Origin of the sequence: Roseibium aggregatum (assembly GCF_017309185.1) — a bacterium.
GTDB lineage: Bacteria > Pseudomonadota > Alphaproteobacteria > Rhizobiales > Stappiaceae > Roseibium > Roseibium aggregatum_B.
This window is the reverse complement of the sequence record NZ_JAEKJZ010000001.1, coordinates 1,509,717-1,524,939: the sequence shown is the minus strand read 5'-3', so window position 1 is coordinate 1,524,939 and position 15,223 is coordinate 1,509,717. Positions and strand designations below refer to the sequence as shown.

General features: G+C 61.2%; 15 protein-coding genes. 11 read left to right on the top strand and 4 right to left on the bottom strand.

Going from position 1 to position 15,223, the window contains the following annotated elements:
• Positions 1-32: 32 nt before the first annotated feature.
• Positions 33-770 (bottom strand): 3-oxoacyl-[acyl-carrier-protein] reductase, encoded by a 738-nt coding sequence (fabG, locus tag JF539_RS06575; protein ID WP_207139520.1) that lies wholly within the window; start codon positions 768-770, stop codon positions 33-35.
• Positions 771-997: 227 nt separating this feature from the next.
• Positions 998-1,942 carry an ACP S-malonyltransferase gene (gene fabD / locus JF539_RS06570; protein WP_207139519.1) on the bottom strand — a complete coding sequence of 315 codons (945 nt, stop codon included), beginning with the start codon at positions 1,940-1,942 and terminating at the stop codon, positions 998-1,000.
• A 567-nt stretch (positions 1,943-2,509) separates the two neighbouring features.
• On the opposite strand from fabD, the gene rpsF reads away from it, so the two are divergent.
• The 11 genes from rpsF (at position 2,510) to JF539_RS06515 (ending at position 12,829) form a co-directional block, all read left to right on the top strand.
• Positions 2,510-2,944 carry a 30S ribosomal protein S6 gene (gene rpsF / locus JF539_RS06565; protein ID WP_207139518.1) on the top strand — a complete coding sequence of 145 codons (435 nt, stop codon included), beginning with the start codon at positions 2,510-2,512 and terminating at the stop codon, positions 2,942-2,944.
• 5 nt (positions 2,945-2,949) lie between these two features.
• On the top strand, positions 2,950-3,198 hold the full coding sequence (gene rpsR / locus JF539_RS06560; protein WP_207139517.1) for a 30S ribosomal protein S18: 249 nt from the start codon (positions 2,950-2,952) through the stop codon (positions 3,196-3,198).
• Positions 3,199-3,312: 114 nt separating this feature from the next.
• Entirely contained in the window at positions 3,313-3,903 is a 591-nt protein-coding gene (gene rplI, locus JF539_RS06555) for a 50S ribosomal protein L9 (protein WP_207139516.1), read from the top strand.
• A gap of 366 nt (positions 3,904-4,269) precedes the next feature.
• The gene (locus tag JF539_RS06550) at positions 4,270-5,754 is read left to right on the top strand and encodes a replicative DNA helicase (RefSeq protein ID WP_207139515.1); all 1,485 of its coding nucleotides are present in this window, start codon (positions 4,270-4,272) and stop codon (positions 5,752-5,754) included.
• 295 nt (positions 5,755-6,049) lie between these two features.
• The gene (locus JF539_RS06545; RefSeq protein WP_207139514.1) at positions 6,050-6,322 is read left to right on the top strand and encodes a PilZ domain-containing protein; all 273 of its coding nucleotides are present in this window, start codon (positions 6,050-6,052) and stop codon (positions 6,320-6,322) included.
• Positions 6,323-6,480: 158 nt separating this feature from the next.
• The gene (gene alr / locus JF539_RS06540) at positions 6,481-7,623 is read left to right on the top strand and encodes an alanine racemase (protein ID WP_207139513.1); all 1,143 of its coding nucleotides are present in this window, start codon (positions 6,481-6,483) and stop codon (positions 7,621-7,623) included.
• Between the two features lie 18 nt (positions 7,624-7,641).
• A complete protein-coding gene (radA, locus tag JF539_RS06535; RefSeq protein ID WP_207139512.1) occupies positions 7,642-9,042 on the top strand; it encodes a DNA repair protein RadA in 1,401 nt (466 codons plus the stop codon).
• Positions 9,043-9,111: 69 nt separating this feature from the next.
• Positions 9,112-9,723 carry a CvpA family protein gene (locus tag JF539_RS06530; protein ID WP_207139511.1) on the top strand — a complete coding sequence of 204 codons (612 nt, stop codon included), beginning with the start codon at positions 9,112-9,114 and terminating at the stop codon, positions 9,721-9,723.
• A 204-nt stretch (positions 9,724-9,927) separates the two neighbouring features.
• Complete coding sequence (gene purF, locus JF539_RS06525) at positions 9,928-11,400, top strand: amidophosphoribosyltransferase (protein ID WP_207139510.1); 1,473 nt, start codon at positions 9,928-9,930, stop codon at positions 11,398-11,400.
• 7 nt (positions 11,401-11,407) lie between these two features.
• Entirely contained in the window at positions 11,408-12,136 is a 729-nt protein-coding gene (locus JF539_RS06520; RefSeq protein WP_207139509.1) for an SDR family NAD(P)-dependent oxidoreductase, read from the top strand.
• 57 nt (positions 12,137-12,193) lie between these two features.
• Positions 12,194-12,829 carry an HAD-IA family hydrolase gene (locus tag JF539_RS06515; protein ID WP_207139508.1) on the top strand — a complete coding sequence of 212 codons (636 nt, stop codon included), beginning with the start codon at positions 12,194-12,196 and terminating at the stop codon, positions 12,827-12,829.
• An 83-nt stretch (positions 12,830-12,912) separates the two neighbouring features.
• On the opposite strand, the gene JF539_RS06510 is transcribed toward JF539_RS06515, so the two are convergent.
• Positions 12,913-13,710 carry an inositol monophosphatase family protein gene (locus JF539_RS06510; protein WP_207139507.1) on the bottom strand — a complete coding sequence of 266 codons (798 nt, stop codon included), beginning with the start codon at positions 13,708-13,710 and terminating at the stop codon, positions 12,913-12,915.
• A gap of 82 nt (positions 13,711-13,792) precedes the next feature.
• Positions 13,793-15,214: a ribosome biogenesis GTPase Der gene (der, locus tag JF539_RS06505; protein WP_207139506.1), complete on the bottom strand. Its 1,422-nt coding sequence runs from the start codon at positions 15,212-15,214 to the stop codon at positions 13,793-13,795.
• Between the last annotated feature and the right edge of the window lie 9 nt (positions 15,215-15,223).

The following is a 15,223-nucleotide window of genomic DNA, read 5'->3' as shown; positions in this document are numbered from 1 at the left end:
GGTTTCTTTTCGCCCGAAAGGCGAAATGTCTTTTAAATCATAGCCATGCCGCCATTGACATGCAGCGTCTGCCCGGTGACGTAAGCGGCTTCGTCACTGGCGAGATAAAGAGCCGCCGCAGCAATCTCGCCGGACGTGCCGAGGCGGCCCGCCGGGACGTTTGCCAAAATCGATTCCTTTTGTTTCTCGTTCAGCGCATCCGTCATCGAGGTTTCGATGAAACCCGGAGCAATCGCGTTGACGGTTATGCTGCGACTGGCGACTTCGCGCGCCAGAGACTTGTACATGCCGATCATGCCGGCCTTGGCCGCCGCGTAATTGACCTGTCCCGGGTTCCCGGTCACGCCGACGACCGACGTGATGCCGATAATGCGTCCGGAGCGGCGCTTCATCATACCCTTGATCGCCGCCCGGCAGATGCGGAAACCGGAGGTCAGGTTGACTTCCAGAACCTGATCCCACTCCTCGTCCTTCATCCGCATGAAGATATTGTCGCGGGTGATGCCCGCGTTGTTCACGAGAATATCCACCGAACCCAGCTTTTCTTCCGCCGCCGGCACCAATGCGTCGACCGCATCCCGGTCGGACAGGTTCGCAGGTGCCACGACGGCCCTCTCCCCGAGGTCTGCGGCAAGGGCTTCCAGTTTTTCCACGCGGGTACCGGAGAGTGCCACCGCCGCGCCTTGCGCATGCAGCGCCCTGGCAATCGCTTCGCCGATCCCGCCGGTCGCGCCGGTCACCAGTGCATTCTTGCCTTCCAAACTGAACATCTGGGATCCTTCCCTTGCATTTACTCGGCCCGCTGCGGGCTCTAGCGGTGTTTCTCGAAGCTCAGTTCGCTGGAACGGTTGACCCGAAACTTGCCTGACACGCGCCGCTCCCCTAAAAAACGGGTTTCCGGCTCACCAAACAAAACAGGCTTTCCGTTCGCACTTCTTGAAACCACCTTTACGATACGCGCCTGACGCGCGAGGCCGCGAACGACAGAATTTACCGGTCAGCCGGAGATTTTCGCCATTAGAGTGTCGATGTCGTCCGGCCCGTTCACGGCGATGCCGGTAGACTCCCTGGAGATGCGCTTCACCATTCCAGTAAGGACCTTGCCGGTACCGATCTCGACGAAAGTGTCCACGCCGTTATCCGCAAGCCAGCCAATGCTTTCGCGCCAGCGAACAGTTCCGGTCACCTGCTCGACCAGCCGGACCCGGATGTCTGCCGGGTCGCTGACCGGCGCGGCCAGAACATTGGCGACCAGGGGAACGGCGGGCGTCCCGATTTCCGCATTCGCCAGCGCCTGTTCCATCGCCTCGGCGGCCGGCGCCATCAAGGCGCAGTGAAACGGAGCGCTCACGGGAAGCATTACCGCCCGGCGCGCGCCCTTGGCCTTGGCGATCTCCACGGCCCGCTCAACCGCCGCCAAATGCCCGGAAACGACAACCTGGCCGGGCGCATTGTCGTTTGCGGCCTGACAGACCTCGCCCTGCGCCGCATCCCGGGCGATCTCGACGGCAGCATCGAAATCCAGCCCGAGCAGCGCGGCCATGGCTCCCTGTCCGACCGGCACCGCCGTCTGCATGGCCTCGCCGCGCACGCGCAAGAGCCGCGCAGCCGTGGCAACATCCAGGCTTCCGGCCGCGGCGAGCGCCGAGTATTCGCCGAGCGAATGGCCCGCGACATAGGCAACGGAGGCTTTCAGATCGAGACCCCTGGCCTCCAACACTCGCATGGTGGCAAGGCTGACGGCCATCAGCGCAGGCTGGGCGTTCGCGGTCAGCGTAAGACCGTCTTCAGGGCCGCTCCACATGACGTCCGACAGTTTCTGTCCAAGCGCCTCGTCGACTTCTTCAAAGACGGCCCTTGCTTCCGGATAGGTGTCCGCGAGCGCTTTCCCCATTCCAACAGTCTGACTGCCCTGACCGGGAAATGTAAATGCGATGGTCATCGGGAAAAACGCCTCCATGACGCCTGGAACCTGGATCAGGCTTATCGTTTTCGACTGGCTCTTTGATGTTTTTCTTTTTTCGCTTCTACCCGCGGTGGGTGAGCGGCATGGGGCGAGGCTATGATACGCTCCAGGGCCAACTGTCAAGGCCCTGCGGTCAATGAATTCATAAAAACGTCACCATTTCCCGCAATATCCGCACCGCGATACCCGGCTGCAAAGAGGGAACCCATCTGGCCGGAACTGGGTATGGACTATTCGCCCGGCCTCTTTTCCGGCGCCGCCGATCGCGGCGGCTGCGACGGCAGAAAGTCCGGAGACCGCCACCGCAAGGCGGAAAGCATGGCGCACGCGGATCAGTTTGCACTTGCATTTTCTCCAGATCAGGCTATAGAGCGCGCTTCATCCGGGGTTTGGCCGGGGGCTGAACGGAAGGGCTTATGCCAGGATCCATCAAACGATCCGACTTCCCGTGTTCCCGCTCTCGTTAGAATTCTCGTGCCTTTCCGGGGCTACGAGGAGGCTTTGCGCCAGCCCTGCGTTGTCAACACAAGGAAAGGCTTTTCCATGCCTCTTTACGAGCACGTATTCCTGGCGCGCCAGGACGTTTCGGCCCAGCAGGTCGAACAACTCGTCGAACAGTACAAGGGCCTCATCGAGGGCGCTGGCGGGACTGTCGGCAAGGTGGAAAACTGGGGTCTGCGTTCCCTCGCATACCGTATCAAAAAGAACCGCAAGGCGCATTACACGCTGATGAACCTCGACGCACCGCATGCGGCCGTCGCCGAGATGGAGCGTCAGATGGGCCTGAGCGAAGATATTCTGCGTTTCATGACCTTCAAGGTCGACCAGCTGGAAGAAGAACCGTCCGCGATGATGCAGAAGCGTGATCGCGACGACCGTCGCGGCGGTGGCCGTGGCGACCGTCCCGGTGGCGACCGGGGTGACCGGGGTGACCGTTCTGGCGGCGATCGCCGTCCGCGTCGTGGCGAAGAGGAGTAAGATAAATGGTAGATGTTGCACAGCTCCCGAGCCGCCGTCCGTTCTTCCGCCGCAGGAAGACCTGCCCGTTCTCCGGCTCCAATGCGCCGAAGATCGACTACAAGGACATCCGTCTTTTGCAGCGTTACATTTCGGAACGCGGCAAGATCGTTCCGAGCCGCATCACCGCGGTCTCCGCGAAGAAGCAGCGTGAACTGGCCCGCGCCATCAAGCGCGCGCGCCTGCTCGGCCTGCTGCCCTTCGTCATCAGCTAAGCCTTTCCGCATTCTTGAGGAAAGGCGTTTCTTCCGGTGTTTCCGGAAGACCCGAATTGGGGCCGCGGGCAAACGGCCTCTAACCACCTGAGGGTGGGACAGTAGGAGAAAATTATGCAAATCATTCTTCTTGAGCGCATCGCCAAACTCGGCCAGATGGGCGACACCGTGCGCGTACGCGACGGTTACGCCCGCAACTACCTGCTGCCGCAAGGCAAGGCATTGCGCGCCAACAAGGCGAACCTCGAGCGTTTCGAACGCGAACGCGCTCAGCTCGAAGCCCGCAACCTGGAACGCAAGTCGGAAGCGGAAGCCGTTGCCTCCAAACTCGACGGCGAAACACTTGTGATGATCCGTTCGGCCGGCGAGACCGGTCAGCTTTACGGTTCGGTGTCCACGCGTGACATTGCCGACGGTCTGACCGCTGCCGGCTTCACCGTCGCACGTAACCAGGTTGAGCTGCGCAGCCCGATCAAGACGATCGGCATTCACACGGTTCAGATCCAGCTTCACCCCGAAGTGGAAGTGTCCGTTGCCGTGAACGTCGCGCGTTCCGAAGACGAAGCAACCCGCCAGGCGGCCGGTGAGGATCTCACCACGCCCGAACAGGACGTCTTCGAATTCGAGGAAGACGAAGAAGAGGTCGAAGGCGCCGAAGAGGGCACCGAGGCCGCTGAAGACGCACCGGTGGAAGACGAAGCCTGAGGGCTTTCGCTTAATTCACCGACTAAAGATAAACGGCGCTGTCAGCAGCGCCGTTTTTATTTTGCCGGCAAGCTTTCGGCGCCGATTCCGCACAGGCTTAACCTGCTGATTTCAGAGTTCGACGCAAACTCTTGAAACCTCGACCAGATTCATTTCCGGCTTATTAACCTTTTAAAAAACGTCTTGTTTTCAATGACTAAGAGCTATGCCTCTGAGTCTTCAACAAGCTTTCGAGTCAAGCGGGATTCGATTCTATCCCCGCTGATTTGTGGAAGCCGGTGGGAATCAAAAAGTAACGTTTTTTCAACCTTGAGCAGTTTTCGATCTGCGAGTATTCCGGGTGCACTTTGGTCATCGGGGGACGATATGAAGGGTACGTTACAGAAGGTCGAAACGGAAGAGTCCGTGCAGCGCCTTGCTCCGCACAATGCTGAAGCGGAACGCCAGTTGCTCGGCGCCATTCTGGTTAACAACGAAACCTTCTACAGGGTCTCGGATTTCCTGGAGCCGCATCACTTTTTTGTGCCGTCCCACCAGGACATCTACGAAAAGATCGGACATCTCATCCGGGCCGGCAAGACGGCCTCGCCGATCACGCTGAAGACCTTCTATCCGGCGGATGCGAAAATCGCCGACCTCTCCGCGACCCAATTCCTCCTCAGGCTCGCCGGCGACGCCGCCTCGATCATCAACGCCGAGGATTACGGCCGAACCATCTATGATCTGGCCATCCGCCGCAACCTGATCCGGATCGGCGAGGACATGGTCAATATCGCTTTCGACGCGCCCATCGACGTGCCGCCGGAGCAGCAGATCGACGATGCGGAGCGGCGGCTTTTCGAACTGGCGGAGGTCGGGCGAAGCGAAGGCGGCTTCGTCTCCTTCGGCGACGCGCTGACCGAAACCATTGAAATGGCCCATGCCGCCTATAACCGGGAAGGCGCACTGTCCGGCATTTCCACGGGGCTCAGGGAACTCGACCGGTTGATGGGCGGCCTTCAGCATTCCGACCTGATCGTGCTCGCCGGTCGCCCGGCCATGGGCAAAACCTCGCTCGCCACCAACATCGCCTATAATATCGCTCAGTCCTACAAGTCCGAGGAACTGCAGGACGGAACACTGAAGACCGTCAACGGCGGCGTGGTCGGCTTCTTCTCGCTCGAAATGTCCGCGGAGCAGCTCGCCACCCGTATCATTTCCGAACAGGCTGAGATTTCCTCATCCAAGATCCGGCGCGGGGACATAACCGAAGCCGAATTCGAAAAACTCGCGGCGTGCGCTCAGACGATGCAAAGCGTCCCTTTGCACGTGGACCAGACCGGCGGCATCTCGATCGCCTCGCTCGTGGCCAAGGCCCGGCGCCTGAAGCGTCAGCGCGGACTGGACCTCCTGGTCGTCGACTATATTCAGCTCTTGAGCGGTTCCGCCAAGAACTCCGGAAACCGCGTTCAGGAAATCACCGAAATCACCACGGGCCTGAAGGCGCTGGCCAAGGAGCTTCACGTTCCGATCATCGCCCTCTCCCAGCTCTCACGCCAGGTGGAATCGAGAGACGACAAGCGGCCGATGATGTCGGACCTGCGCGAATCCGGTTCCATCGAGCAGGACGCCGATGTGATCCTGTTCGTTTACCGCGAGGAATACTATCTTTCGAAAACCGAGCCGGAAATCGGTTCGCCGGAGTATGCCGCCTGGGAGGCCAAGCACGAGGCAGCCAAGGGCAAAGCGGAAGTCATAATCGCCAAGCAACGTCACGGTCCGACCGGCACCGCCAACCTGCACTTCCAGGGCGAATTCACCCGCTTTTCGGATCTCGCCGAGGACGATCATCTTCCGGAACGGTACGAATAAAGAAACCAGAGCGCCATACCGGGTCCTTTTCTTGAAATCCAAGGCCGTTGCACCACAGCGCAGCGGCCGATTTTCACAAGGCAGAGAATAAATACAGAAGACCTCTTGCCTTAGGCGCTTTTCTTTATGAAAATTTACTTTATCTGAAAATCTTTCCTTTGGAAAATCAACAACATACCAAACTCCCCTCCCCTTCGGGAAAGAAACTCCGAAGAACGCGATTTTAAACCTTGGTTAATGCATGCATTGTAGTTTTACAGATGCATTTCAACGCATTCACTCAGGATTTTTGACAATGGTGCTTGCGCACAAGCTCCTGGAAGAAGCACGGGACTTTCCGCGGAAACACTGCAGCTGGCCAGGTGTCCTGAAACACGAAGGCGTACATCGACCCTGTGTCGTCGAGGATATCAGTGCCGGGGGCTGCCGCGTCGCCGTCAAGTCCAAGGGCCTGACCTTCAACGACAAGGTCGTCATCGAAGTCGAAAGCCGCAAGTTGCGCTTTCACGGGGAAATCCGCTGGATCCGCCTCGACGAGGCCGGCGTCGAATTCCTTTTCATGGACTGACGCCCGACAAGACAGCGGCAGTCCGGAACGCGATCGAAGCTTCAAACTCACGCTCAAGACACTCAGGTCTTTGCTTCTGGCGCATCCGCGTTGCAATGCGGTAAGGTGTCCGTCGAATCTTCGTTTTGCGTAGCTCTAACAAAAGAACTCTCCAGACCGTGGCGACGTCTACACCTTCCATTCTTTCCTCTGACCTGTTCGGCGGCCGACTGACCATCGATCTCGATGCAATCGCGGCGAACTGGACTTTTTTGAACGGCAAGCTTTCAGGGGCGGCCGAATGTGCCGCCGCGATCAAGGGCGATGGCTACGGCACCGGACAGGACAAGGCCGGTCCCGCTCTTTATGCCGCCGGCTGCAAAACCTTTTTCACGGCGGTTCCAGCCGAGGCGGTCGCCTTGCGGGAGCTGCTGCCGGACGCCGTCATCTATGTTCTCGACGGTCTGTTCCCCGGCGCTGCGGAGTTTTTTCCGCACCACGATCTCCGGCCGGTGCTGGCATCTGTCGAGGAACTGAAGGACTGGTCCGCCTTGTGCAAATCCGCCGGCAGATCCTTCAAGGCGGCTGTTCATGTGGATACGGGAATCAACAGGCTCGGACTGCCGCCGGGAGACTTGTCGGCCGCCCTGGGCGATCCGGATCTCTGCGGTCCCTTCACCCCTTCCTTGATCATCAGCCATCTGGCGTGCGGCTCAACACCCGCGCACGAGATGAACCAACGGCAGCTGAAGCTCTTCCGCGAAGTGACGGAGCCCTTCAGCCATATCCCCAGATCCCTGGCGAATTCGGCGGGCGTTCTCATGGGACCCGAGTTTCATTTCGATCTGGTTCGGCCCGGAATTGCCCTTTACGGCGGACAGGCGATCGACACGGAACCGAACCCGATGAAACCGGTTGCGAAGGTCGAAGCCCGGATCATGCTCGTGCGGGACGTGGCGGAGGGCGACACCATCGGCTATGGCGCGAAGCAAACGGCCAGACGCCCCCTGAAGAACGCGGTCGTGGCGGCCGGCTATGCGGACGGCATGCTGCGTCGGGCAGGGTCCACCGACGAACGTCCCGGCGGCTTCGCCATGATCGGCGGCTTCAAGGCTCCGATCCTCGGGCGGATTTCGATGGACATGATCACCCTGGACGTCACCGACGTCCCCGATCATCTCGTTCAGCGCGGCGCCTTTGTGGAAATGCTCGGACCATCTGTTGCGGCGGCGGAACTTGCCGCTTATGCCGAGACAATCGACTACGAATACCTGACAAGCCTGGGACGGCGGTTCGAGCGCGTCTACGCCCCCCTCACCTGACACGAAGGAAAACCTTCCATGGCCCGCAGGTCCACATCCTTCGTCTGCCAGTCCTGCGGCGCGGTGACCGCGAAATGGGTTGGGCGCTGTGAATCCTGCGGCGAGTGGAACACCATCGTCGAGGAGCAGACCGGCGGAGGCATCGGCGGAGGCCCCGCAAGGGCGAGCCGGAGCAAAGGCCGCGTGGTTCCTCTGGTCGGGCTTTCCGGTGACACCAAGGAAGCGCCACGCATCCAGACCAAGGTTGCGGAACTCGACCGGGTCACGGGTGGCGGGTTCGTGCGCGGCTCCGCGCTGCTTGTCGGCGGCGATCCCGGCATCGGCAAGTCGACGCTCCTGATCCAGGCTGCTGCCCAACTTGCCCGTCTCGGCCACAAGACGGTCTATATTTCCGGTGAGGAGGCCATCGGCCAGGTGCGTCTCAGGGCGGAAAGGCTCGGGCTGTCCGAGGCCCCGGTGGCGCTTGCCGCGGAGACCAGCGTTGAAGACATTCTGGCGACGCTGGAGTCCGACACGCCTCCGGCCCTTCTGATCCTGGATTCGGTCCAGACCCTGTGGACGGATCAGGTCGAGTCGCCACCGGGCACGGTCACCCAGGTGCGCGCGTCCGCCCAGGCCATGGTGCGCTACGCCAAGAAAAACGGGACGACGCTGGTCCTAGTCGGCCACGTCACCAAGGATGGCCAGATCGCCGGACCGCGGGTGGTCGAGCACATGGTCGATGCCGTCCTTTACTTCGAGGGCGACGGCGCGCATCAGTACCGCATTCTGCGTTCGGTCAAGAACAGGTTCGGGGCTACGGACGAAATCGGCGTGTTCGAAATGACCGGCAAGGGCCTCACCGAGGTTTCCAACCCCTCCGCGCTGTTTCTCGGCGACCGGACGACAACCGCTCCAGGAGCCGCGGTCTTCGCCGGCCTGGAAGGCTCCCGGCCCCTGCTGATCGAAATTCAGGCCCTGGTCGCCCAATCGTCGCTCGGGACCCCGAGGCGGGCCGTCATCGGCTGGGACAGCGCCCGGCTTTCCATGATCCTCGCCGTTCTGGAGGCTCGCTGCGGGGTGCGCTTTTCGCAGCACGACGTCTATCTCAATGTCGCGGGCGGCCTGAAAATCAACGAACCCGGCGCGGACCTTGCGGTCGCCGCGGCGCTCATCTCTTCGCTCAGCGGGCTTGCCCTTCCAGCCAATTGCGTCTATTTCGGCGAAGTCAGCCTGTCCGGGGCCGTGCGGCCGGTCGCCCAGGCCCAATCCAGGCTGAAGGAAGCGGAAAAACTCGGCTTCGATCAGGCTTACTGTCCGGAGGGTAATCTCAAGGACAGCACCATGTCCGCCCTGAAGGCGACTGGCGTGCCGGAACTTGGGGACTTTGTTGCCAAACTCTCGGCGGAGGCTAGTGTTTTAAAGGGCGCGGAAGCATGATGAGCGCGGGTACCAACTGAAGTTTGCGGGCTCGTTTTCAGCCCTACAGGTAAGGGATATTTCAGGAAGATGCCGATTACGCTGCTGGACGGACTGCTTTTGGCCATCATGTTCATTTCCGCCGTCCTTGCGATGATCCGCGGCTTTGTCCGGGAAGTTCTCTCGATCGTCTCTTGGGTCGCGGCTGCCGCGGCGGCTTTTCTGCTCTACGAGCGCGTGCTGCCTTACGCCAAACAGTATATCTCGCACGATCTCGTCGCCATTGGCGTCTCCGCCGCCGCCGTCTTTCTGGTCACGCTCATCATCGTGAGCTACATCACGATGCGAATTTCCGATTTCGTTCTCGACAGCCGGATCGGCGCGCTCGACAGAACGCTCGGTTTCGTCTTCGGCGCCGTGCGCGGTCTGCTTCTTCTGGTGGTCGCGATGATGTTCTTCAACTGGTTCGTCCAGCCGGATCAGCAGCCGCAATGGGTTCTGAACGCCAAGTCGCGTCCGATCCTGATATCCATCGGCGAGCGCCTGGTGTCGATCCTGCCGGAAGATCCGGAAAAGGCGATCCTGGAAAAAATCCGCGAAAACAACCTGACGGGCGGCACCAGCAGCGCTCCCGCCGAGGAACCGGCCTACAGCGACTCCGAACGCCAGGGGCTCGATCAACTGACGACGGACAGCAACTGAGCGGACCGCAAACGGTCCATCAGCAACAAGACGGCGGTCCGCTGCCGGCGCGACAAAGTCCCGCGTTCAATTCGACGCGGGCACGACATATATCGACGAGTCTCGCTCGACATTTTGGTTTCCTTCATCATTTAAGGAAAGCATGTCGGGGAAACGATAAAGGCCGGGCTTCCTGCCTCCGGCCAGTTTGAAGGAGTGTTCGCCATGGCTGGCGGGACCGAAACGCACGAGAGCTTGGACATGAACGCGGACACGCTGCGCGAGGAATGCGGCGTATTCGGGATCCTGGGGCACGAGGACGCAAGCGCCCTGACCGCCCTTGGCCTTCACGCGCTGCAGCACCGTGGCCAGGAAGCGGCCGGGATCGTGACCTACGACAAGGACCAATTCCGTTCCGAACGGCATCTCGGACTGGTCGGCGATCATTTTTCCGACGCGGACACCATCGGCAGGCTGACCGGCAAGGCGGCGATCGGCCACGTGCGCTATTCCACGACCGGCGAGACGATCCTGCGCAACGTGCAGCCTCTGTTCGCCGAGCTCGACGGCGGCGGCATCGCCATCTGCCACAACGGCAACTTCACCAACGCGCTGACCCTGCGCCAGCAACTGATCCGGGACGGCGCCATCTGCCAGTCAACGTCGGACTCCGAGGTGGTGCTTCAGCTCGTCGCCCGCTCGCGCAAGGGCAAGATCGTCGAGCGTTTCATCGAGGCCATCACGCAGATGGAAGGCGCATATTCCCTGGTTGCGCTGACGGCCAAGAAACTGATCGGCGCGCGCGACCCGCTCGGTATCCGGCCACTTGTCCTGGGCGATCTCAACGGCGCCCCCATCCTTGCTTCCGAGACCTGTGCGCTTGACATCATCGGTGCAAAGTTCATCCGCGAGGTCGAGAACGGCGAGGTCATCGTTTGCTCGCCGACCGGCATCCAGTCCTTCTTCCCATTCGGCAAGCAGCCGGCCAGGCCCTGCATTTTCGAGTATATATACTTCTCCCGCCCGGACTCGATTGTGGGCGGCCGCAGCGTCTACGACGTGCGGCGGGAAATGGGCAAGCAGCTTGCCCGCGAGACGAATGTCGAGGCCGATGTCATCGTGCCGGTTCCCGACAGCGGCGTTCCGGCGGCAATCGGCTACAGCCAGGAAAGCGGCATTCCGTTTGAGCTCGGCATCATCCGCAACCACTACGTGGGCCGGACCTTCATCGAGCCGACCCAGCACATCCGCGCCCTCGGCGTGAAGATGAAGCACTCGGCCAATCGGTCGCAAATCGAAGGCAAGCGGGTCGTTCTGGTTGACGACAGTCTCGTGCGCGGCACGACTTCCGTCAAGATCGTGCAGATGATCCGAGACGCGGGCGCCAGGGAAGTCCATTTCCGCCTCGCGAGCCCGCCGATCAAATACTCCGACTACTACGGCATCGACACGCCGGTCCGGGAAAAACTTCTGGCCGCCAAATACAGCCTCGAGGAAATGCGGGCCTATATCGGCGCAGACAGCCTCGCCTTCCTCACAGTCGACGGCATCTACCGGGCCATGGGTTTCGACGGTCGCGACAACGACAACCCGCAATTCACAGACCATTGCTTCACCGGCGACTATCCGACCCCCCTGACCGATCTTTCCGAGGACCAGGACCTCGTAAGCCTGCCCCGTCTCGTGGAGGTTGGTTGACCGCGAGATGGAACGGGACTTCGAAGGACGGATCGCGCTGGTAACCGGGGCGTCCCGGGGAATCGGCTATCAATTGGCCAGGCAGCTCGGTCAACGCGGCGCACATGTGATCGCGCTTGCCCGGACGGTCGGCGGACTGGAGGATCTCGACGACGAGATCAAGGCGGCGGGCGGACAAACCACGCTCGTTCCACTCGACCTGACCGACTTCGAGGCGCTCGACAGGCTCGGCGCGGCTATTTACGAGCGCTGGAAGAAGCTCGACATATTTGTCGGCAACGCCGGCATGCTCGGGGTGCTTTCGCCCATCGGTCATATCGGTCCCAAAGACTTCGAAACCGTGATGGCGGTCAATGTGACGGCGAACTGGCGGTTGATCCGGTCTCTCGATCCCCTGCTGCGCCAATCCGACGCTGGGCGGGCCCTGCTCCTCACATCCATTCAGGCCCGGACCTGTTCTGCCTTTTGGGGGTTGCAGTCGATCAGCAAGGCTGCCGTCGAGGCCATGGCGCGAACCTGGGCCAACGAGAGCCTTCAGACAGCCATGAAGATCAATCTGGCGGATCCAGGTCCCACGCGCACGGGCTTGCGCGCCAAGGCAATGCCGGGCGAGGCCCCCGAGAGTCTGCCGTCACCCGCCGAGGTGGCCGAAGACCTGCTGGAGCTCGTCAAGCCGGACGTTCCGGAAACGGGCAGACTCTATGACCGCGTCAGCCGGGAATGGACTCAGCCGTGAAACACGCGTCCCCTCTGCCCTGAATTCCAGAAGACAGCAAACAATCCGGAGCCTCGCATGCACGATGACATCAAGGCGGTTGCGTGGGACTTTGACGGCGTCCTCAACAAGAACGTCGTCGACGGTCGATTTATCTGGGCCGACAGTCTCGAGGCGGATCTGGGCATTCCTGTCGAAACCTTCCAGAAAGGCATTTTCGATGACCTCTTCCCCGAGGTGATTTCCGGCAGGCGGGATCTGGAAGTCCATGTGCGGACCTGGCTCGAGCTGAGCGGACACGAAATCGATGCGAGCTCCCTGCTTGACTACTGGTTCGTCAAGGACGATCTGAAGGATCCCTTCACTTCGGAGCTGCTCGACCGCCTGGCGGAGCGAGATTTCCTTCAAGTCATCGCGACAAACAATGAAAACCGGCGCGCGGCCTATATCGAACGGCAGGCCGGATTCGGAAGCCGTGTCAGTCACATTTTTTCCTCAGGGCGCATCGGGCACGCCAAACCCGCCGAGGGGTTCTTCGCCCATGTCACAGAGACGCTCGGCCTGCTCCCCCGGGAAATCCTTCTGATTGACGACAGTGCCGCCAATGTGCGGGCCGCCGAGGCCCTTGGCTGGAAGGGCTTCCATTTCACGGAAGAAACACGCTCGCGGCTCCCGGCCTATCTCGGCCTCCAGGGTACGGGCTGCCAGCCGTAGTATGTCCCGCCACAAGAGCCGCGCACGGCGTAAGCTGTAAAAGAAAACCCGCCGCCACTCAGCTGATGGACAGCCTCTCGCTGTCAGGCCGCCTGAAGCGGCCCGAAAGAGCTTTCTGCGATTTCCTTCAGGTCCTGGAAGACTCCCGGCGCGCCGACCACGACGCGGGCACCGTGGTGCAGGGCGTGGTTGATGTCCTGCTCCATGACCTCACCGCCCGCTTCGCGGGTCAACAGCATGCCAGCCAGGCAATCCCAGGCGTTCATGTGGGACTCCACGTAACCGATCAGCCGTCCGGAGGCCGCATAGGCGAGCATGAGTCCGCCGGAGGCGTTGCGAAAGAACACGCCGCCCTTGGACACGACAGCACCGACCACATTGACCGCGTCGGTTACGGCGGTGCGGCCGTTGAAGCCGACGCCGACCGATCCGTCGGACAGGCTCTGGCTTTCGGAGGCCCTGATCGGCTTGCCGTTCAAAAAGGCACCTTGCCCCGTCGCGGCCTGAAAGGTCTCCCTGCTGACCGGATCGTGGATGACACCGATAATGACATCACCCTGAAAGACACAGGCAAGGATGACGCACCACTGCGGGATACCGGCGACGAAATTAGCCGTGCCGTCGATCGGATCGATCACCCAGGTGTAACCGGAGGTCCCCTCCTCAACACCGTGTTCCTCGCCGAGGATGCCGTCGTCGGGAAAAACAGCCGCGAGTTCCTCGCGGACGAGCGTTTCGACGTTCCGGTCCGCTTCGGAGACAAGGTCCTGGTGCCCTTTCTTGGTGACCGTCAGCGTTTCCAGTTTCCGGAAATAATCGAGACCGAGTTCTCCTGCCTTTTCAGCCAGGGCGACGGCGAATTCCAGCCTGTCGGTGGTCATGAAACAACTCCTTTTCAAAATACGTCAGCAGCGCGGCAGCGCTTGCGCCAGCCGTGCGGATGTTCTTCCGGTGGAAACGGTGTCAGCCCCGTTTTTTCTTCGGTGCGTAAGGATTATCGCCCTTGCGATATGACAAACGGATGGGCGTGCCTTGAATATTGAAAGTTTCCCGCAGGGAATTCACAAGATAGCGGGTATAGCTTTCCGGCAGTTGCTCTGGGCGCGAGCAAAACACCACGAAATGAGGCGGGCGCGTCTTGGGCTGCGTCATGTAGCGCAAACGCACGCGCCGGCCCGCGACCGCGGGCGGCGGATGATTGGCGGTGACCCGGTCGAGCCAGCGGTTGAGCTTGGAAGTGGAGACACGGGCGTTCCAGGCCTCGTAGGCGGAAAAGACGCTTTCGATCAACCGGTCGATGCCCTGTCCCTGCTGACCCGAAAGCGTTGCGATCTGAACGCCGCGGATCTGGTTGAAATAGCGTTCGTTGGCGTCGCGGATCTTCTTCCATGCGGCCTCACGGTCGTCGATCAGGTCCCATTTGTTGATCGCGATCACCAGCGCCCTGCCTTCGCGGGCGACAAGGTCGATAATCTGAAGGTCCTGCTTTTCAAACGACATGGTGGCGTCAAGTGTCACCACCACCACCTCGGCGAACTTGATGGCGCGCAACGCATCGGCGACCGACAGCTTTTCCAGCTTTTCCTGAACGCGCGCCTTGCGGCGGATACCCGCGGTGTCGAACAGCTTGATGTGCCGGTCGCGCCAGAGCCAGTCCACGGATATGGAGTCGCGCGTGATACCGGCTTCCGGACCGGTCAGCATGCGGTCCTCGCCAAGCATCCTGTTGATCAGCGTGGATTTGCCCGCATTCGGGCGGCCGACGATGGCCACGCGCAACGGCCGTTCGCGGGTGCCGACGGGATCCTCTTCCTCGACGAATTCGCCGTCCTCGTCGACATCGACGTTGGTAACGGCTTCCTCGCGCCTGGCCTCTTCCTCTTCGGTAATCCGGTCGACATGCGGCTTGAGGGCATCGTAGAGGTCGGCCAGCCCCTCTCCGTGTTCGGCGGAGATCGCGATCGGTTCCCCGAGGCCGAGCGAATAGGATTCGTAAAGACCGCTTTCGCCGGCCTTACCTTCCGCCTTGTTGGCAAGAAGGATCACGGGACGTGTCGTCTTGCGGGCGACTTCGGCGAAATGGGCGTCAAGCGGCGTCACGCCGGCGCGGGCATCGATGAGAAACAGAACCGCGTCCGCCTGATCGATCGCTTCCTCGGTCTGGCGGCGCATCCTTCCTTCAAGGGAGTTCCTGTCCGCGTCCTCAAGCCCCGCCGTGTCGACGATGGTAAAGCGCAGGTCGCCGAGACGGGCGTCGCCCGGCCGCCGGTCGCGCGTGACGCCGGGCGTGTCGTCGACCAGCGCCAGACGCTTGCCGACCAGACGGTTGAACAGGGTGGACTTGCCGACATTCGGCCGTCCGATAATCGCGACGGTAGCGCCCACAGCACTTAA

Bases quoted from the DNA above. Each gene is read 5' to 3' on its own strand.
- radA (WP_207139512.1), top strand. From the start codon at position 7,642: ATGGCCCGCAGGTCCACATCCTTCGTCTGCCAGTCCTGCGGCGCGGTG.
- JF539_RS06515 (WP_207139508.1), top strand. From the start codon at position 12,194: ATGCACGATGACATCAAGGCGGTTGCGTGGGACTTTGACGGCGTCCTC.
- JF539_RS06520 (WP_207139509.1), top strand. From the start codon at position 11,408: ATGGAACGGGACTTCGAAGGACGGATCGCGCTGGTAACCGGGGCGTCC.
- fabG (WP_207139520.1), bottom strand. From the start codon at position 770: ATGTTCAGTTTGGAAGGCAAGAATGCACTGGTGACCGGCGCGACCGGC.
- fabD (WP_207139519.1), bottom strand. From the start codon at position 1,942: ATGACCATCGCATTTACATTTCCCGGTCAGGGCAGTCAGACTGTTGGA.
- JF539_RS06530 (WP_207139511.1), top strand. From the start codon at position 9,112: ATGCCGATTACGCTGCTGGACGGACTGCTTTTGGCCATCATGTTCATT.
- purF (WP_207139510.1), top strand. From the start codon at position 9,928: ATGGCTGGCGGGACCGAAACGCACGAGAGCTTGGACATGAACGCGGAC.
- rplI (WP_207139516.1), top strand. From the start codon at position 3,313: ATGCAAATCATTCTTCTTGAGCGCATCGCCAAACTCGGCCAGATGGGC.
- rpsF (WP_207139518.1), top strand. From the start codon at position 2,510: ATGCCTCTTTACGAGCACGTATTCCTGGCGCGCCAGGACGTTTCGGCC.
- rpsR (WP_207139517.1), top strand. From the start codon at position 2,950: ATGGTAGATGTTGCACAGCTCCCGAGCCGCCGTCCGTTCTTCCGCCGC.
- JF539_RS06545 (WP_207139514.1), top strand. From the start codon at position 6,050: ATGGTGCTTGCGCACAAGCTCCTGGAAGAAGCACGGGACTTTCCGCGG.
- JF539_RS06510 (WP_207139507.1), bottom strand. From the start codon at position 13,710: ATGACCACCGACAGGCTGGAATTCGCCGTCGCCCTGGCTGAAAAGGCA.
- JF539_RS06550 (WP_207139515.1), top strand. From the start codon at position 4,270: ATGAAGGGTACGTTACAGAAGGTCGAAACGGAAGAGTCCGTGCAGCGC.